Genomic DNA, 17,859 nt, shown 5'->3' with positions numbered 1-17,859 from the left:
ATGGATAAAATATTCATTCACCTAACTGCTATTCTGCCCGAAAAAAAACGTTTCAATAAGAGCATTGTGTATGAGTATTTTAAAATCAACTGTGATCAGTTTAATGATGGTATGTGGTGTGATTTTAGTGGGGTGTCAAAAACAAGCGCCAGAAGCAGAAGAAATTCCTTTTGTGATGGTAACGCAACCTACAATGTCGCATGAAGAACAAAAAAGTTATGCTGGTGATGTACAAGCACGACAAACGACAGCTTTGGCTTTTCGTGTGGGTGGACAAATTACGGAACGTTATGTGGATGTTGGGGATCGGGTCAAAGTTGGGCAAACTCTTGCAAAGCTAGACATCAAAGATGCTCAGTTACAATTAAATTCAGCCAAAGCTCAGCTGGAAAATGCACAATCTGCATTAAAAATTGCAGAAGATGAATTTAAGCGTTTTCAACAACTTTTACCAAGCCATGCTGTGAGCCGCTCACAGTATGATGCTGTCAAAAATCAATATGAAGCAGCAGCCTCGACCTTAAAACAAGCACAAGCTCATTATGAAATAACAACCAATCAAACAACCTATAATCAACTCATTGCCAATAAAAATGGGGTAGTTACACAACGTAATATTGAAGTTGGGCAAGTCATCTCAGCAGGGCAAGCAGCATATCAATTGGCTATTGATGGTGAACGAGAAGTCGTCATCGGTGTTCCTGAGCAAGCCATTGGTCAGATTAAAGTAGGGCAAAATGCATGGGTCACATTGTGGTCAAAACCACAGGACAAATTTGCGGCTTATGTACGTGAAATCTCACCTGCGGCAGATCAATCCCGTACTTTTAGTGTGAAAGTTACATTAAGAGAAGGGCAGTCAGTGATTCAGTTGGGGCAAAGTGCTCGCGTGTTTTTTAGCCAAAATATTGACAATGTTTTAAGTGTGCCTTTGTCTAGTGTTTCAGCAAATAATAATCAAGCTTATGTTTGGGTGGTTAATCAAAATCAGACGATTCGAAAAGTTCCTGTCAGTTTAGGTGCTTATGGTCGTGATAGTGTGCCTATTTTAAATGGTTTAAATGCAACGGATTGGGTGGTGATTGGTGGTGTGCATTTATTGCGAGAAAAACAAAAAATCAAACCTGTAGACCGTGAAAATAGAGCAGTCACTTTATCAGCAGGAGTAAAACCATGAGTCATGACATGAAGTTTAACTTGTCAGAATGGGCACTCAAAAATAAAGGTTTAGTGCTTTATTTTATGATTTTACTCGGTATTGTGGGGATATTTTCCTATTCAAAATTATCACAAAGCGAAGACCCACCATTTACCTTTAAAGTGATGGTAGTACAGACCTATTGGCCAGGTGCAACCGCAGAAGAAGTTTCTCTACAAGTCACAGATCGTATTGAAAAACAATTGATGAGTACGGGCTTATATGATCGGATCGCAGCCTATTCACGCCCAGGTGAATCATTGGTGACATTTGTTGCCAAAGACTCCTTAAAATCTAATCAAATTCCTGATGTTTGGTATCAAGTTCGTAAAAAAATTGGGGATATTCAGCACCAATTACCCAGCGGTGTGCAAGGACCATTTTTCAATGATGAGTTTGGTGATACTTTTGGAAATATTTATGTTTTAACAGGCAAAGATTTTGATTATGCCACTTTAAAAGAATACGCTGACCGCTTACAACTCCAGTTACAGCGTGTTAAAGATGTAGGGAAAGTTGAGTTAGTTGGCTTACAAGACCAAAAAATTTGGATTGAACTTTCAAATACCAAAGCTGCTCAGTTAGGAATTCCTGTAACAGCAATTCAAGAAGCCTTACGTCAGCAAAATAGTGTCGCAAGTGCAGGTTTTTTTGAAACAACAACAGACCGTATTCAAGTTCGTGTAGGAGGGCAGTTACAGTCTGTCGATGACCTTAAAAAAATGCCTTTGTTAGTGGGCGATAAAACCATTCAACTGGGTGATGTTGCTGAGGTTTATCGAGGCTTTAGTGAGCCTGCGCAACCACGTATGCGTTTTAATGGTGATAATGGTATTGGTATTTCAGTATCTATGCGTAAAGGAGGCGACATTATTGCCTTGGGCAAAAACTTAGAAACCGAATTTACCCACCTACAAAAAACTTTGCCACTGGGTATGCAGCTACAAAAAGTTTCTGATCAGCCTGTTGCAGTGCAACGTAGTATTCATGAGTTTATTCAGGTTTTAGCAGAAGCTGTCATTATTGTTTTATTAGTGAGTTTCTTCTCACTCGGGTTTCGTACAGGTTTAGTCGTCGCATTTTCAATTCCTTTAGTTTTAGCAATGACTTTTGCAGGAATGAATTTATTTGATGTCGGGCTACATAAAATTTCCTTAGGTGCTTTAATTTTAGCACTCGGTCTTTTGGTCGATGACGCCATTATTGCTGTTGAAATGATGGCAATCAAAATGGAGCAAGGCTATAGCCGTATGAAAGCCGCAGGTTATGCATGGACAAGCACGGCTTTCCCTATGCTGACTGGGACATTAATTACCGCAGCAGGTTTTTTACCGATTGCAACCGCAGCATCGAGCACGGGTGAATATACACGTTCTATTTTCCAAGTCGTGACCATTGCTTTGGTGGTGTCTTGGGTGGCAGCCGTGGTTTTTGTGCCTTATTTAGGCGATAAACTTTTACCAGATTTTAATCAAACAGCCCAAAAAGCACCATGGTATCAACGTCTATGGGCGCGTTTACGTAAACAACCTGAACCACCCCCTATCGTGCATCATACGGGTGAACATTATGATCCATATCAAACTAAGTTTTATCAAAGCTTTCGAAAGTTGGTCAACTGGTGTGTAAATTATCGTAAGACCGTGATCACGCTGACTGTAGGTATATTTATTTTATCAGTGATGATGTTCAAGTTAGTACCACAACAGTTTTTTCCACCTTCCAATCGAGCTGAAATTTTAGTTGATCTTAAGCTTGAAGAAGGTGCTTCTCTGGCTGCAACCGAAAAAGCAGTCAAAAAAGTCGAGGCATTTTTATCCAAACAAAAAGGGATTGATAATTATGTTGCTTATGTCGGTACAGGTTCTCCTCGCTTTTATTTACCGCTTGATCAGCAATTACCACAAGCAAGTTTTGCCCAGTTTGTCGTTTTGGCATCTTCTTTAGATGATCGTGATGAAATTCGTAAATCTTTAGATACGCAAATTCGCCAACTATTGCCTGAGGTGCGTACTCGTGTGGCGTTACTAGAAAATGGTCCACCTGTAGGTTATCCAATTCAATATCGTATATCGGGAGAAGATTTAAATACAGTCCGTCAGTTAGCACATAAAGTTTCAGCATTGGTCAGTCAAAATTCAAATACGACTAACGTGCATTTAGACTGGGGTGAACCAAGCAAAATTATTTCTTTAGAAATTGATCAAGATCGTGCACGCCAAATGGGTGTGAGTAGTCTAGATGTTGCCAATTTTTTAAATAGTTCAATTTCAGGGGCAATGATTAATCAGTACCGTGAAAAAAGAGAGCTTATTGATATTCGTTTACGTGGTGAACAGGCTGAACGGCTTGAAGTCGGATCTTTAGAAAATTTGGCTGTGCCAACGAGTCAAGGCGGTTCAGTGCCATTATCTCAAATCGCCAATATTCAATATAAATTTGAAGATGGTTTAATTTGGCATCGTAATCGTTTACCAACAATCACAGTACGTGCAGATATTCGTAGTGCTTTACAACCAGCAACAGTAGTGGGTGAGCTAGCAGACAGTATTGAGCAATTACGTACTGAATTACCAAATGGTTATTTAGTTGAAGTCGGTGGCACAGTAGAAGAGTCAGCCAGAGGACAAAGTTCTGTCAATGCAGGAATGCCATTATTTTTAGCTGTCGTGTTTACACTCTTAATGATTCAATTAAAAAGTATTTCACGCTCCTTTATTGTATTTTTAACAGCACCTTTGGGTTTAATTGGTGTTGTTTTATTTTTATTAATCTTTAATAAGCCATTTGGTTTTGTTGCTATGCTCGGTACAATTGCATTGTCAGGCATGATTATGCGTAATTCATTGATTTTGATTGATCAAATTGAGCAAGATATTCAGTCTGGACAAGATCAATGGAATGCAATTTTAGATGCAACCGTTCGTCGTTTTAGACCGATTATTTTAACTGCACTGGCTGCGGTACTTGCAATGATTCCATTATCACGTAGTATTTTCTTTGGACCAATGGCAGTTGCCATCATGGGTGGTTTAATTATTGCAACACTTTTAACACTATTTTTTCTACCTGCACTTTATGCCGCGTGGTTTAAAGTTAAAAAACAAGTAAAAACTTCCTAGAAATATATGAATTGTAGGTGCGAAATTTTGAAAAATTCAATATAGTAGCACCTCATATTTTACAGCTAGTCGCATTAGAAGTTTCCACACAAAATATGTAAAATGATGTGATGGATTGAGGTATAAAAATCACCTATGGGGCAAGACAATCTCAAAGTACATCGTCGTTATATGACGATCTCGTATATTTTCCTATTTCTCGCATTATTTACGATTATCAGTGCTCTTATTTCGTACTTTTTAGCACGTAAAGTTGCGATGTCCGAACATGCAGAAGTATGGATTCATGCTCAAGCATTATGGGTGATGCGTAGTGTGGTCATTTTCTTAGTTTTGGCAGCATTTGCTGCATTGTGGTTTATTCCGCTCATTTTCTTTTATTGGGATTCGATGCTTTGGGTTAAGGCATGTACTGTGATTGGTGTAATTTTTAGTGCAATTTCATGGTTATACCTCTTAAATGCATGGTTTAAAGGTTTCAATAAATATCTTATTAGTAAAGCTGTATTTTAATTTTTTTACTGTGAACGCTTGTAAAAGCGACGGGTCGTCCCCATTTTAGTTGACAGTAAGAATTGATCAAAATTTTGTGGAGCATCGCCAATCATGGCTAAACGTGATTATTATGAGGTTTTAGGTGTTGCTAAAACCGCTAGTGATGATGAAATTAAAAAAGCCTACCGTAAGTTGGCGATGAAATATCATCCAGACCGTAACCCTGACAACCCTGAAGCTGAAGATAAATTTAAGGAAGCTGCTGAAGCTTATGAAGTTTTATCTGACAGCGAAAAACGCAGTATGTATGACCGTATGGGACATCAAGCGTTTGAAGGTGGCATGGGCGGTGGTGGCGGCTTTGGCGGTGGTGGCTTTAGCGCAGAAGATATTTTCAGCCAATTTGGTGATATCTTTGGTGGTGCTTTCGGTGGTGGCGGTCGTAGCCAACAACGAACCCGTCGTGGCTCAGACCTACGTTACGTCATGGAATTAACCTTAGAAGAAGCAGTTAAAGGCGTTAAAAAAACGGTGACTTTTACTGCACCAGCACCATGTGATGTATGTGATGGTAAAGGTTCTAAAAATCCAAATGATGTAGAAACGTGTAAGACTTGTCATGGTGCAGGTCAAGTGCGTATGCAACAAGGCTTTTTCTCGGTACAGCAGACATGTAGTACGTGCCGTGGGCAAGGGAAAATCATTAAGAACCCATGTAACACCTGTCATGGTACAGGCGTAAAAGACCGTCAGCAAACACTCGAAGTGACTATTCCTGCGGGTGTGGACAATGGCGATCGCGTGCGTTTGACAGGCAAAGGCGAAGCAATTCGTGATGGTCAAGCAGGTGATTTATACGTTGAAGTTGTTGTACGTGAACATGAAATCTTCCAACGTGATGGTGCAGACCTTTATATGGATGTTCCTGTTAGCATCGCTGATGCTGCTTTAGGTAAAGAAATAGAAATCCCGACTTTAGAAGGTCGTGTGAGCTTAAAAATTCCTGAAGGTACTCAAACAGGAAAAATGTTCCGCTTACGTGGTAAAGGTGTGACCCCTGTACGTAACAGTATGCAAGGTGATTTGCTGTGTCGTATTGTGGTAGAAACACCAGTCAACTTAACAGCACGTCAACGTGAATTGTTAAAAGAATTGCAAGCAACAATGGATGGTGATGACAGTACATCATCACCAAAGAAAAAATCATTCTTCGATCGTTTATTTGATTAACTGATCGTATGATGAAATGAAAAGCCAACTTTGATGCAGAAGTTGGCTTTTTTATTGAAAATAAACAACCTTATTCAAATCAAAAACATGAGATGCAAGTGCTTTTATGAAACAGGATTTAGCTTTAGTGATGGCATTGCCAAGTGAGTCAAAAGGCTTATTTGAACAAGAAAGTATTGCTGTGCATTATAGTGGTATCGGAAAAGTGAATGCTGCATTTAAAGCATTTGAAATTATCCAGAAAACGCAGTGTAAAACTTTATTAAATTTAGGTACTGCGGGAAGCTCAACGTTTAATGCGCATGAGTTGGTTGAGGTTACGACATTTGTACAGCGTGATATGGATGTATCACCTTTAGGGTTTGAGGTTGGAATTACCCCAATGGATGAGTATTTTCCAAGTGCTATTGAAATAGAGCCTTATTTTCAAGACTTGCCGAAGGGGATTTGTGGTACAGGTGATAATTTCGAAATTAGTTTACCTAAAGTAAAATGTAATTTAGTCGATATGGAAGGCTATGCATTAGCAAAAGTCTGTAAAAAATTGGGTGTGCGTTTAATTTCAGTAAAGTATATTACCGATGGTGCAAATGAAACCGCACATTTAGATTGGGAAGAAAATTTATTATTAGGCGCGCAAAAATTATTAGATTTATATAAGCGGTTTTAAATTTTTAAAATAAAATCTGGCGACCATAGCAAACTATGGTCGTATGCCAAAACAATGTTTGAGCTTTAAGAATGATCGATTTATCTTGGAATTACACCATATAAAATCATATGAATCGTGTGTTCAATTGCACGTTGATACATACTTTTATTTCTTAAAGTCTTGCCTGTAACCATTTCCATCTGTGTACTAAAATCGGCATAATTTTGTGTTAAGCCCCAGATATTAATAATCAGAAGTTCAGGGTCAATTTGCGTTGAAATTTTACCTTGCTCTTGCCAGTTTAAAATCACTTTTGCTTTACGCTTAAATAATTTTTTTAATGGACCTTTTAAGATCGGTAAAATATGAGGCGCACCCTGAATAATTTCTAAAGCAAACAGCTTAGAGGCTTTTGGTTGCGTTCTAGAAATTTCAATTTTTGTCATTAAATAATGACTTAACGCTTCAACAGGCTCTAATTCTGATTCAAGCATTTGTAAAGGCGCTAACCATTTTTGCATGACTGTTGTTAGCACTTCGACATACAAGGCTTCTTTATTTTCATAATAATAGAAAATATTTGATTTGTGCATTTCGGCAAGCTGAGCAATTTCCTCTAAACTCGCGCCATTAAATCCGTAGATTGAAAATACGTCTAAGGCTGCATTGAGTAACTGCTGTCTTTTCTGAGCACTCTTTTTTTGTTCCATCGCATCACTGGGTCTAAAAAATAACATTTAAATTGTACGGTAAAACGTTTGATTTGTGCACAGGTCTGCTCGACTATTTTAAAATATTATTGAGTTTTATTATGAAGTTTTATTATTTAATGTCGAATATGCATTTATTTAGTTTATATGCACAAAAATAATGCAATAATTATAAAAATATAAGAAAAAATAAATGGTTTTTTTTAAGCTTATTTTAATATTGAACATAATATAAAAAGTAAATTTGTTAAGAAATTTTAATAAATTTGTGATCACGTTAAAATAAAATGACAACAACTCTAAATTAACTTTAAAGTTGTTGTTTGAATTTTATACTATGAATTAAGTAGACAATACTGCTTGTAAAATTTGTTGTTCAAACTCGGCAAAAGCGATGCCTTTCTGACGAGGTCGTGCCAAATCAATATTAAATTGTTGAGCAATATGTCCCTTGTCTAACAAAATGATGCGATCGGCAAGTTGTACTGCCTCACTGACATCGTGAGTGACCAAAATAGTGGTAAAACCTTGTTCTAGCCATAATTTTTCAATCAAACTTTGCATTTCTAGTCGTGTTAAGGCATCTAAAGCACCTAATGGTTCATCCAAGAGCAGAACACGTGGTGTGTGAGATAAGGCACGTGCTAAAGCTGTACGTTGGCGTTGCCCACCTGAAAGTTGAGAGGGCCAGAGTTCCGACTTTTCTTTTAATCCGACTTTTTCCAGTAATTGTTCAGCTTTTGGATATTGGGCTTTATCTAAACCCAATTGAACATTTTTAAGAATACTTTTCCAAGGTAATAAACGTGGATCTTGGAACATGACACGAATATCATCTGCGGTAATTCCTTCACGAAAATTAATTTGCGATTTAAACTTAATTTCACCATAACTGGGTTGTTCTAAGTCGGCAATTAAACGCAATAGGGTGCTTTTACCACAACCACTGCGTCCTACAATGGCAATAAATTCTCCTGCTTTGATGTTTAAATCAAGATCTTCTAGAACTTTTACATCACCATAATATTTGTGTAATTCGGTGATATCGATTTCTGCACCAATTTTTTCATTATCTGCTGTAACATTTTCAGGTGTTACGACAAACTCGTGAGCATATTGGCTGATGCTTAAATCCGTCATAATCTCGCTCCTATTTTTGATAGCCTGAGTGCCAACGCAATAGATATTTTTCTAAATATTGTGCAAAAACATCGGCAAATTTACCTAATAGGGCATAGAGTAAAATCCCTACCAGTACGATATCCGTTTGTAAGAACTCTCGGGCATTCATGGTCATATAACCAATACCTGATTGCGCTGAAATAGTTTCAGCAACAATCAGTAAGACCCAAACCAGTCCAAGTGAAAAGCGTAAACCGACCAAGATCGAAGGCATTGCCCCTGGTAAAATAATGTCTTTGTACAGTTGCCAACGGCTTAAACCATAGCTTTTACCCATCTCAATCAATTGTGGATCTACAGAGCGGATACCATGATAAGTATTGATATACATCGGGAAAAATACGCCCACAGCAACCAAAAATAACTTGGCTGATTCATCGATACCAAACCATAAAATGACCAGTGGAATCAACGCGAGCGCTGGAATGTTTCGGATCATTTGTAAAGTGGTATCGAGTAAATTTGATGCAACTTTTGATGAACCATTGAGTAAGCCTAAAAATAGACCTAAACCACCACCCACCAATAACCCCATCAAAGCACGTCCTGCACTGACTTTGACATGTTGCCAAAGTTCACCACTGAGCAGTAACGTCCAAAATGCCGAAACTACAGCAGTAGGTGCAGGTAATACACGACTTTCAAGCAAACCTGTTTGAGAGGATATTTGCCAAATCAGAACCAAAGAAATAGGTACGATCCAAGGTAACAGGCGTTGTCCAATTTTTTTCGTTCCACGTGAAACGGAACTATTTTTTACTTGATGACTTGGTTTGGTCGTTGCATTCATGCTGACTCCTTTAAAGGAGTTTTATGTTCCTCTGCGGTATAGTTATTGGCAACGATTTCACCAAATGGACCTGTTAAATTCGGTTGTGTAAGTTTTTGGCGTGTTTCAATCGGCAGTAAAGGGAAGACCAATTCAGCAAAACGAATTGATTCTTCTAAGTGTGGATAGCCTGAGAAAATAAATGTGCTAATACCCAAATCAGCATATTCTTGAATACGGTCAGCAACTGTTTGTGCATCACCAACCAAAGCTGTACCCGCACCACCACGTACTAAACCGACACCTGCCCAAAGGTTAGGTGACACTTCGAGTTTACTTCGGTCTCCATTATGCAGTTCAGCCATACGGCGCTGACCAACAGAGTCCATTTGTTTAAATTTCTTTTGTGCTGCGGCAATCGTTGCATCATCGACGTATTGGATCAGCTCATTGGCTGCTTGCCATGCTTGTTCATTGGTTTCACGCACAATGACATGTAAACGAATGCCATAATTTAACTGACGACCTTTAGCTTCAGCTTTGGCTTTGACGACAGCTATTTTTTCTTTGACTGCGGCAGGTGGTTCGCCCCAAGTTAAATAGGTATCGACCTGATCGGCTGCCAATTCAATCGCATCTTCAGAAGAACCGCCAAACCAAAGTGGCGGATAAGGTTGCTGAATCGGTGGATAGAGTAACTTGGCATCTTCTACGCTTAAACGTTCACCTTGAAAACTAAAAGACTCGCCTGTGTGTGAGCGCTTTAAAATTTCACGCCAAATGGTGGTGTATTCTGCGGCAGTTTTATAACGTGTTGCATGGTCTTCATAGACACCGTCGCCTTTTAACTCTTGCTCATCGCCACCTGTCACAAGGTTGAGTAACACGCGACCATTGGATAAACGGTCAAAGGTTGCTGCCATACGTGCAGCAAGGGCAGGAGTGGTCACACCTGGACGTAAAGCCACAAGAAATTTTAAGTTTTGTGTCGCATCAATTAAGCTTGCCGCTGTAATCCACGGATCCTCACATGAACGCCCTGTTGGAATAAGAACACCTTCATAACCTAAGTTATCAACTGCAACCGCAATTTGCTTCATATAAGCATGATCGACTTGACGAGCGCCTTTACTCGTACCCAAATAACGACTATCACCGTGTGTTGGAATAAACCAAAAAATTTTCATCACTTGCATCCTTTTAAATTATTTGCCAGTCCAAACGGCTAGCTTGATATTGATCGGTTTAGGAATAATGTTGAGTTCAGCAAAACGATTTGCCAGTTGTTGCTGATCTGCAATGACTTTGGCGTTGAGTGGTGCTGCAAAAGAGGGTTTTGGGCGACGTTGAATAAATACCGTACTGATGTTTGGTTTTAAACCTGTGCTTTGAGCAATACTTTGCGCCGTCTCTTTTTGATGTGTTTGTACCCATTGATCAGCCAGATTGATTTGTTGAATAAAACCAGTCACTGCTTGAGGATGTTGTTTTACAAAATTTGGTGAAGCTAAATAAAATGTGTAGTTAGGGCTTAGACCTTTACCTGAAGCGAGTACACGTGCTTGGTCTTCAATTTGTGCAGAAGCAAAATAAGGATCCCAAATTGCCCATGCATCGACGGCACCTTTTTGAAATGCTGCACGAGCATCCGCAGGTGTAAGCCAAATGGGTTGAATGTCAGACCATTGCAAACCTGCTTTACGCACCGCTTGTACCAATAAATAATGTGCACTAGAGCCTTTTTGTAGCGCGATACGTTTCCCTTTGAGTTGACTGAGTTGCGTCAATTTTGAATCCTTAGGCACTAAAATCGCAGATGCCAAGGGTTTTGCCGCTTCATAGGCGATGTAATACAATGGTTTATTGGCTGCTTGAGCATAAACAGGCGGTGTATCGCCAGTTACGCCAACATCAATTGAACCCACTGCAAGTGCTTCTAAAATTTGTGGACCAGCAGGAAATTCATTCCAAGAGATTTTGGCATTGGGAAATTCTTTTTCATACAATTGTTGTTGCTTCGCGATTGCCAAGTTAATTGAGCTTTTTTGAAAGCCAATGCGTAACTCTTTGACGCTTGGGTCTACTGCCCAAACCACAGGTGAACCCAACATCGCACAAGCCACCAACATTGCAGTCATGCCATGCTGTGTGAACTGAGGCTGTAATGGTTTTGGTGTCTTGTTTTGCTGTTGAGTCATATTATTTTCCTCAAATTAATGGGCTAAAATAGCCGCTTGAATATTGATTTTGTTTGGAATAAGTTTTTGCTGATAAAAAGCATCTGCGACATATTGCTGTTCTTTCGCCACTTCATTTGAAATAGGTTTCACCCCAAATCCCATACGAGAGATAGACGTACTGAGTATTTCTGTCGATAACCCTGTTTGTTGTTCTAAAAGCTTTGCTGCATCTGTTTGATGCTGTGAGACCCATTGTGTTGTGGTGTTGAGTTCATTCACGACGGTTTTTAGGACATCAGGATGTTGTTCTGCAAACTCACGATCTGCCAAATAAAATTGGTGATTACTGACGAGGTTTTCTCCTGTTGCCAGAACTTTTGCACCAAGTTGTTGTTCTGCTGCGGCAAAGAATGGATCCCAAATCACCCATGCATCCACAGCACCTTTTTCAAATGCTGCACGGGCATCGGCTGGAGGTAAATACACCACATCAATGTCAGAAAGTTTTAAATGGTTGGCTTCAAGCAACTTGAGCAATAAATAATGGACATTTGAACCTTTATTTAAAACAACACGCTTACCTTTGAGTTCTTGAATAGATCGAATGTTTGAATCTTTCGGTACAATTAAAGCCTCTGCTTTCGGTGCAGCAGGCTGATTGGCGATATAGACCAGTTTCGAGTTCGCCGCTTGTGCAAAAATAGGCGGTGCTTCACCTGCTTCGCCAAACACTACACTGCCGACATTGAGACCTTCTAAAAGCTGTGGACCAGCAGGGAATTCTACCCATTTGATATTGATGCCTTTTTGTTTTAACGCTTTGTCTAGATCGCCACGTGCTTTAATAATTGGCAGTAGACCATATTTTTGATAACCAATATTTAAAGTGGTGCTTTCGGTTTTTTTTGAACATGCAGATAGCATCATAACGGTAGCAAGACTCGCACTGAGAATGGTAATTTTTTTCCATGTCGGTTGAAATGAACGAGTCATGAGTTATGTTGCCCCTACGTTAAAAATAAAGTGAATGAGCAACAGCTTAGAGAGCTTTGTATTTTCCAAAAAATAAGTTTTATGTGATTGCTAATGAAAAAAAAAGATAAAAAAATAAAAGCTAAACTTAGCAAAAAATAAGCAATTTAAAATGTATTCACTAGAAAGGAGGGTTAATTAAATATTTGAAAAATATAATTTATTTTTTAGTTATTTTTATAGATATAGATTGCATCAAAATGAATATAGGATTTGATGCAATCTATTGATATAAGCTTAGTGAGAATTGTGCTAATGCTCATTCAGATGTCATACCAAACGGAATTAAGAAATACGCTTTTTAAAAACCATAGAGTTACGTTGATAGTTATACAAAGCTTGGCGTGCTGAAGGTAGATCATCAACACTGGCTTTAGAGAAACCATGCTCAATAAACCAATGCGCAGTACGCGTAGTGAGTACAAACAGTTGTTGAATTCCAAGTTGTTGTGCTTTTTCTTCAAGAAAATGCAGAATTTGACTGCCACGATTGGACTTACGATAACTTGGATGCACAGCAACACAAGCAATTTCCGCAGATTGAATTTCATTTTCTGTTGCAGGAATTGGATAGAGCGCAGCACAAGCGAGAATCGTACCATCGCGTTCAATCACAGCAAATTGATCAATTTCATTTTCTAAAAGTTCACGTGAACGATAGACTAAAATGCCTTCTTCTTCGAGTGGACGCAAGAGGTTGATTAAACCACCAACATCACCAATATTTGCCATGCGCTCTTCTTCATAATGGGCATCAGTGATCATGGTACCGTGACCATCACGAGTGAATAATTCCTCGATTAATGCACCATCATAAGCATAAGACAGTAAGTGAACGCGATGTACGCCTTTGAGCGAAGCTTCCTTGGCATTATGTAAATGGAGTGCGATTTCAAAATTAGAATCTTGGAATTTTTCAATATGTTGATCGAGTTGATGCGGTGTGATCTCTCTTAATAATTGTCCGTGTTCATCTAATAAACCTTGTTGATTGCCTAAAAAAATCAATTTATCGGCTTTGATATGAATCGCTGTTTTGGTTGCGACTTCTTCTGCTAATAAGTTAAAGACTTCTCCTGTAGTGGAGTAGCCTGTAGGACCTAGTAAAACAATGTTTTGGCTGTCTAAATGCCGTTGGATAGCTTCGGTATCTAGGCTACGGACTTCACCTGTCAGTTGAAAGTCCACACCATCACGGATGCCATACGGTTTTGCAGTCACAAAGTTACCAGAAACGACATCTATACGTGCCCCAAACATCGGAGAGTTGGCTAAACCCATTGAAAGTAGCGCTTCGATTTGCAAACGAATAGAACCAACAGCGTTCATCACCGCAGGTAAAGACTCGCGTGTCGTCACACGTCGATTGATATGAATTGGGCTTTGAATATGCTTTTCTTTTAAATTTGCATTAATTTGTGGGCGCGCACCATAAACAAGAATCAGGCGAATTCCAAGTGAATGTAAGAGCGCAATATCATGAATAATATGCTGAAAATTCTCATGTAGAACAGCTTCACCAGCAAACATAAGCACAAATGTTTTGCCACGATGTGCATTGATATAAGGCGCAGAATGACGAAACCAATGCACATATTGTTGGGTGGTGCTTTGTGAAGTTTCTAAAATGTCAGTTTGCATGTAAGCCATCTCAATATGTCATATTCAATTTGTAATTCTAAACAAAAAAAATCACTTCGGTATATGAACCATAAAAAAACACCTTATGTCTTTTAAAAACATAAGGTGTTGGGAGAGATTTTTGAGTTTAACGAACAACTTTGACAATTTTATGATTTGTCGTATTCATTAATACATATTGACCATTCACTTTATACCATTGCTGATGTTTGGTCGGTTTGTTCAAGTTTTTATGTTGTTTATAATCAATTTTATAGCCAGCACTACGATATTGACTTGGGAAGGCATTGCCTGTTTTCCACGATTGTTGTTGTGATTGTGCATGCTGTGTATGGGTATTATGTTTTACAGTTTGTTGATGCGTTTGGCTGCTGTGAGATGTATGTGGAGCATGTGAATGATCTTGTGGTGCAGCCATTGCAGATGTTGCAACAAGTGCGCTTAATGATAATGTAATTGCGCTAACTAAACTTTTCATTGACTCTGCCTAACCTTATGTTTGTGCCTTTCGATGAGTTAAATTTACGTGAAAAATATAGAGAAACAATGAAGTAAATTTGAAAATATGTATTTAAAAAACGTTATATTTATCCATAAATATATTTAAATTATCAAAATAAGAAAAAGCCCAATATAAATTGGGCTATATGGGGTTTTCTAGAAATTCTAATTTTTAACCGATAATGCGAATAATACGATTATTTCGTTCATTCACTAATACATAGTCACCATTTACTTTATACCACTGTTGGTATTTGCTCGGTTTTGGCAATTGGCGATAATTTTTATAATTTACCTGATAACGTGATGAGCTAAATTGGCTTGGTAAATACTGCCCAGAACGCCATTCACGACTTGGATTTACACGATTATTATGCTGGTTGTTATGTTGATTGTTGTGACGATTATCGTTATTCCAACGGTGATCATTTTTATGATCCCAATGGTTTTGTTGGTAACGATTGTTATGGTCACGATGATAGTCATTTGGTGCAGCCATTGCAGATGTTGCAACGAGTGCGCTTAAAGATAATGCGATTGCTGTGAGTACACTTTTCATTTGATTCACCTGAATAGAGCTGATTTCCTTCGATAGAATCAATTTACTCAACAATTTGAGATAAATGGTGAGTGCTATTGAGTTGAATTGTGAAATGTATGAAGAATTGATGAAGAATAAAAAGCAAATATTGTTTTATGTTAAAAATAAGATCAGTATTTTCAACGCTTGATGTAAAATTTAAGACAGATAAAAAAATAAAGAGAAGACCATTATGACGATAAATTTTTTTTTGATTACTTTTTTCACAAGTCTCATCAGTATTTATCTCTTTCAAATCATGCGTCACTTGTTTCGTTATCAAATGCCCAGTCATAACCGCCTAGAAATAAGTCAACACACAACAGTCTTTTTCATCCTATTGGCAATAGCTGCAGGCGCAATTGCAATTTGGATTTTAACAGGGCATGTGGAAAAAAAGCAGCAGATTGCTGCATGGGTCATCTGTGGGCTATTTGCTTTTCTTGCCAATACTTTCTTATTTTTGGCACGTAATTGGTATATCGAATTGCATGAAAATTGTGTTGTTTATAATCGAGGTATTGGAAGGGATCGGACGATTTATTTTCATGAGATTACGAAATATCGTCATTTAGATATTTTAGGAAAACCCCATATGCGAATATATAATCAGCAAGGTTGGAAGATTGATATTCCTTTCGCTTTTATTGAACAGCATCCATTAATGTATTGGATCGACTTGCATAAACCGCAGAGGCACTGAGTCACATCTATGGCATTGAGCAACAGCGTACATGCAAAGTGTACGCTGTTTTATTATGGTAAGCATTGCGAGATGGTCAACAGATACTGATTACATCCCACGAATATTCACGATATTATTACTGTCTGAATCAACTAAAATATAGTCGTTATTAATTTTGTACCATTGTTGATTACGAGATGGCTTAGGTAGATTACTGTCTTTATAATCGACTTTATAACTATTACCACGATAATGTTGCGGCATGACATAACCTGTTTGCCATTTGTGTTGTTGCAAACGTTTTACACCACGTTCTTCACGTTCACGACGCTTTTCTTGAATATCATCGTCATCATAGTCACGTGCATTACGCCCACGATTTCCACGGTCGCCTTTTTCACCACGTTCATAACCACGATCATTGTCAAAATGAGGTCCTGCACTGGCGATTTGCATGTTCATCAGTGTTGATAAAGAAATGGCGATGATCGCTAAAATCTTTTTCATAGGAGCCCTCGCTTTTTTGAAGTGTTGTTTTTCACATCACTAATGTACTGTCAAATTGCAGAGAAACTGTGAAGAAAGTTCAGTTTTTCATTTAAAAATGCAGACATAATAAGAACATATTTCTGTTAATGATAAAAGCTCAAATTGGAAAGACTTGTTAAATAAGGGTTAAAAGCAAATTTAAAATTTGTGACGGAGTTCAATAAAGATGTAAGAAATTATGAAAATAAGTGAATTGATCACACTAAATTATCATTGCTTATCTTTTAAATGACAGAAAAATTAATGCCACTGCTGCGTTATATTTTTTTAAATAAGTTAAGGCAGTGCTGACATTTTCAGCCAGTTTTACATCATCTAAAGCATCAATGAGTTCATTTGGAAGTTGCAATTCTTCAATAGAACGAATCATTTCAACTTTAAGTTTTTGATCTGTCATGTGTAGTTCCTTGCCATAAAATTGAGCTTGGAAAAAGGATAAATCAGATCTTTTGATTTGGAAAACTGAATATTATTGTAATATTGATTGGGTAAAGCGATTTTAAATAATGTGCTGTAGAAAGACGTATTTGAATGAGTTTTAGCAACTCATTCAAAACTTAATACTAAATTTTAGTCTTGTGCATCAATACTTTGACCATTCATATCAAGACTGTCATCTCCCATTAAATAAAGATATGCAGGAAGAATCGCTTCTGGTGTAGGTAAAGTTTTTGGATCTTCAGCAGGGTAGGCTTTGGCACGCATTGCTGTACGTGTTCCACCTGGATTAATGCAGTTAAAACGAATATTTGGATAAGTACGTTCTTTAGCAAAAATTTGGCTGACAGCTTCTATGGCAATTTTAGAAACAGAATAAGCGCCCCATTCTGCACGTGCTTCACGACCAACACCTGAGCTTGCAAATACCACAGAAGCATGTTCAGATTTTTGTAATAGAGGTAATAACTCTTGAGTTAATATAAATGGCGCACGTAAATTAACAGCCATGACATCATCCCAAACTTCTTCAGGATAATGTGCCAATTCAACACGCTCCCCTAAGATACCTGCATTATGCAAAATCCCATCCAAACGACCAAATTGCTGTTCCAGTGTATCTACTAAAAGCTCATAGTCACGTGCTGAAGCTGAAGAAAGTTGTAAGGGTAAAATCGCAGGTTGTGGTGCTCCCAAAGCTTCAATTTCATCATAGATGACCTCAAGCTTATTCAGCGTACGACCATGCAAAACCACTGTAGCACCATGTAGTGCATAACTGATTGCAGCAGCACGCCCAATTCCGTCCCCTGCACCTGTGATCAAAATGATTTTGTCTTTGAGTAAGTCTGAACGAGGTTGATATTCTGAATATTTCATGGGAGACCTCCTAATC

The 17,859-nt window shown here is 38.2% G+C and carries 18 protein-coding genes; 6 read left to right on the top strand and 12 right to left on the bottom strand.

All coding sequences use genetic code 11. The annotated features are described in order from the left end of the window. Positions 1-70 precede the first annotated feature (70 nt). From C9E89_RS15175 to C9E89_RS15155, 5 genes are all read left to right on the top strand, one after another. Positions 71-1,177: an efflux RND transporter periplasmic adaptor subunit gene (locus tag C9E89_RS15175; protein WP_107009182.1), complete on the top strand. Its 1,107-nt coding sequence runs from the start codon at positions 71-73 to the stop codon at positions 1,175-1,177. 8 nt (positions 1,178-1,185) lie between these two features. Continuing rightward, positions 1,186-4,320, top strand: a complete 3,135-nt coding sequence (locus C9E89_RS15170) for an efflux RND transporter permease subunit (protein WP_107009194.1) — start codon at positions 1,186-1,188, stop codon at positions 4,318-4,320. 135 nt (positions 4,321-4,455) lie between these two features. Continuing rightward, complete coding sequence (locus tag C9E89_RS15165) at positions 4,456-4,833, top strand: hypothetical protein (protein WP_107009181.1); 378 nt, start codon at positions 4,456-4,458, stop codon at positions 4,831-4,833. A 93-nt stretch (positions 4,834-4,926) separates the two neighbouring features. Continuing rightward, the gene (gene dnaJ / locus C9E89_RS15160) at positions 4,927-6,045 is read left to right on the top strand and encodes a molecular chaperone DnaJ (RefSeq protein ID WP_107009180.1); all 1,119 of its coding nucleotides are present in this window, start codon (positions 4,927-4,929) and stop codon (positions 6,043-6,045) included. A gap of 106 nt (positions 6,046-6,151) precedes the next feature. After that, on the top strand, positions 6,152-6,715 hold the full coding sequence (locus tag C9E89_RS15155) for a 5'-methylthioadenosine/S-adenosylhomocysteine nucleosidase family protein (protein WP_107009179.1): 564 nt from the start codon (positions 6,152-6,154) through the stop codon (positions 6,713-6,715). An 80-nt stretch (positions 6,716-6,795) separates the two neighbouring features. Here C9E89_RS15155 and C9E89_RS15150 read toward each other — a convergent pair whose 3' ends face one another. From C9E89_RS15150 to C9E89_RS15110, 9 genes are all read right to left on the bottom strand, one after another. Further along, a complete protein-coding gene (locus C9E89_RS15150; RefSeq protein WP_107009193.1) occupies positions 6,796-7,407 on the bottom strand; it encodes a TetR/AcrR family transcriptional regulator in 612 nt (203 codons plus the stop codon). A 342-nt stretch (positions 7,408-7,749) separates the two neighbouring features. After that, complete coding sequence (locus C9E89_RS15145) at positions 7,750-8,547, bottom strand: ABC transporter ATP-binding protein (RefSeq protein WP_107009178.1); 798 nt, start codon at positions 8,545-8,547, stop codon at positions 7,750-7,752. 10 nt (positions 8,548-8,557) lie between these two features. Next, the gene (gene ssuC, locus C9E89_RS15140) at positions 8,558-9,379 is read right to left on the bottom strand and encodes an aliphatic sulfonate ABC transporter permease SsuC (protein ID WP_107009177.1); all 822 of its coding nucleotides are present in this window, start codon (positions 9,377-9,379) and stop codon (positions 8,558-8,560) included. Continuing rightward, a complete protein-coding gene (gene ssuD / locus C9E89_RS15135; RefSeq protein ID WP_107009176.1) occupies positions 9,376-10,545 on the bottom strand; it encodes an FMNH2-dependent alkanesulfonate monooxygenase in 1,170 nt (389 codons plus the stop codon). Before ssuD ends, ssuC begins: the two co-directional genes overlap by 4 nt. Positions 10,546-10,563: 18 nt before the next feature. Then, on the bottom strand, positions 10,564-11,496 hold the full coding sequence (locus C9E89_RS15130) for a sulfonate ABC transporter substrate-binding protein (RefSeq protein ID WP_107009192.1): 933 nt from the start codon (positions 11,494-11,496) through the stop codon (positions 10,564-10,566). Positions 11,497-11,571: 75 nt separating this feature from the next. Next, the gene (locus tag C9E89_RS15125; RefSeq protein ID WP_107009175.1) at positions 11,572-12,531 is read right to left on the bottom strand and encodes a sulfonate ABC transporter substrate-binding protein; all 960 of its coding nucleotides are present in this window, start codon (positions 12,529-12,531) and stop codon (positions 11,572-11,574) included. 324 nt (positions 12,532-12,855) lie between these two features. After that, entirely contained in the window at positions 12,856-14,211 is a 1,356-nt protein-coding gene (gene argA / locus C9E89_RS15120; protein ID WP_107009174.1) for an amino-acid N-acetyltransferase, read from the bottom strand. A gap of 127 nt (positions 14,212-14,338) precedes the next feature. Next, positions 14,339-14,689: an RcnB family protein gene (locus C9E89_RS15115; protein WP_107009173.1), complete on the bottom strand. Its 351-nt coding sequence runs from the start codon at positions 14,687-14,689 to the stop codon at positions 14,339-14,341. A gap of 195 nt (positions 14,690-14,884) precedes the next feature. Further along, on the bottom strand, positions 14,885-15,271 hold the full coding sequence (locus C9E89_RS15110) for an RcnB family protein (protein WP_107009172.1): 387 nt from the start codon (positions 15,269-15,271) through the stop codon (positions 14,885-14,887). A 214-nt stretch (positions 15,272-15,485) separates the two neighbouring features. On the opposite strand from C9E89_RS15110, the gene C9E89_RS15105 reads away from it, so the two are divergent. Continuing rightward, positions 15,486-15,995: a hypothetical protein gene (locus C9E89_RS15105; protein WP_107009171.1), complete on the top strand. Its 510-nt coding sequence runs from the start codon at positions 15,486-15,488 to the stop codon at positions 15,993-15,995. Between the two features lie 90 nt (positions 15,996-16,085). On the opposite strand, the gene C9E89_RS15100 is transcribed toward C9E89_RS15105, so the two are convergent. The 3 genes from C9E89_RS15100 to C9E89_RS15090 all read right to left on the bottom strand — a co-directional run bounded on the left by C9E89_RS15100 (position 16,086) and on the right by C9E89_RS15090 (position 17,843). Beyond that, on the bottom strand, positions 16,086-16,484 hold the full coding sequence (locus C9E89_RS15100; RefSeq protein ID WP_107009170.1) for an RcnB family protein: 399 nt from the start codon (positions 16,482-16,484) through the stop codon (positions 16,086-16,088). A 259-nt stretch (positions 16,485-16,743) separates the two neighbouring features. Continuing rightward, positions 16,744-16,923 carry a hypothetical protein gene (locus tag C9E89_RS15095; RefSeq protein ID WP_107009169.1) on the bottom strand — a complete coding sequence of 60 codons (180 nt, stop codon included), beginning with the start codon at positions 16,921-16,923 and terminating at the stop codon, positions 16,744-16,746. Positions 16,924-17,096: 173 nt separating this feature from the next. Continuing rightward, on the bottom strand, positions 17,097-17,843 hold the full coding sequence (locus C9E89_RS15090; protein WP_107009168.1) for a YciK family oxidoreductase: 747 nt from the start codon (positions 17,841-17,843) through the stop codon (positions 17,097-17,099). Between the last annotated feature and the right edge of the window lie 16 nt (positions 17,844-17,859).

Source organism: Acinetobacter sichuanensis, assembly GCF_003024515.2.
GTDB classification, from domain to species: domain Bacteria; phylum Pseudomonadota; class Gammaproteobacteria; order Pseudomonadales; family Moraxellaceae; genus Acinetobacter; species Acinetobacter sichuanensis.
Note: the sequence above shows the minus strand (reverse complement) of the source record. Positions and strands in the feature narration are given on the sequence as shown.

Coding starts and splice junctions, on each gene's coding strand:
- C9E89_RS15095 (WP_107009169.1), bottom strand. CDS start 16,923: ATGACAGATCAAAAACTTAAAGTTGAAATGATTCGTTCTATTGAAGAA.
- C9E89_RS15105 (WP_107009171.1), top strand. CDS start 15,486: ATGACGATAAATTTTTTTTTGATTACTTTTTTCACAAGTCTCATCAGT.
- C9E89_RS15100 (WP_107009170.1), bottom strand. CDS start 16,484: ATGAAAAAGATTTTAGCGATCATCGCCATTTCTTTATCAACACTGATG.
- ssuD (WP_107009176.1), bottom strand. CDS start 10,545: ATGAAAATTTTTTGGTTTATTCCAACACACGGTGATAGTCGTTATTTG.
- C9E89_RS15145 (WP_107009178.1), bottom strand. CDS start 8,547: ATGACGGATTTAAGCATCAGCCAATATGCTCACGAGTTTGTCGTAACA.
- C9E89_RS15125 (WP_107009175.1), bottom strand. CDS start 12,531: ATGACTCGTTCATTTCAACCGACATGGAAAAAAATTACCATTCTCAGT.
- C9E89_RS15115 (WP_107009173.1), bottom strand. CDS start 14,689: ATGAAAAGTTTAGTTAGCGCAATTACATTATCATTAAGCGCACTTGTT.
- C9E89_RS15130 (WP_107009192.1), bottom strand. CDS start 11,496: ATGACTGCAATGTTGGTGGCTTGTGCGATGTTGGGTTCACCTGTGGTT.
- C9E89_RS15175 (WP_107009182.1), top strand. CDS start 71: ATGAGTATTTTAAAATCAACTGTGATCAGTTTAATGATGGTATGTGGT.
- C9E89_RS15155 (WP_107009179.1), top strand. CDS start 6,152: ATGAAACAGGATTTAGCTTTAGTGATGGCATTGCCAAGTGAGTCAAAA.
- C9E89_RS15170 (WP_107009194.1), top strand. CDS start 1,186: ATGAAGTTTAACTTGTCAGAATGGGCACTCAAAAATAAAGGTTTAGTG.
- argA (WP_107009174.1), bottom strand. CDS start 14,211: ATGCAAACTGACATTTTAGAAACTTCACAAAGCACCACCCAACAATAT.
- C9E89_RS15165 (WP_107009181.1), top strand. CDS start 4,456: ATGGGGCAAGACAATCTCAAAGTACATCGTCGTTATATGACGATCTCG.
- C9E89_RS15090 (WP_107009168.1), bottom strand. CDS start 17,843: ATGAAATATTCAGAATATCAACCTCGTTCAGACTTACTCAAAGACAAA.
- ssuC (WP_107009177.1), bottom strand. CDS start 9,379: ATGAATGCAACGACCAAACCAAGTCATCAAGTAAAAAATAGTTCCGTT.
- dnaJ (WP_107009180.1), top strand. CDS start 4,927: ATGGCTAAACGTGATTATTATGAGGTTTTAGGTGTTGCTAAAACCGCT.
- C9E89_RS15110 (WP_107009172.1), bottom strand. CDS start 15,271: ATGAAAAGTGTACTCACAGCAATCGCATTATCTTTAAGCGCACTCGTT.
- C9E89_RS15150 (WP_107009193.1), bottom strand. CDS start 7,407: ATGGAACAAAAAAAGAGTGCTCAGAAAAGACAGCAGTTACTCAATGCA.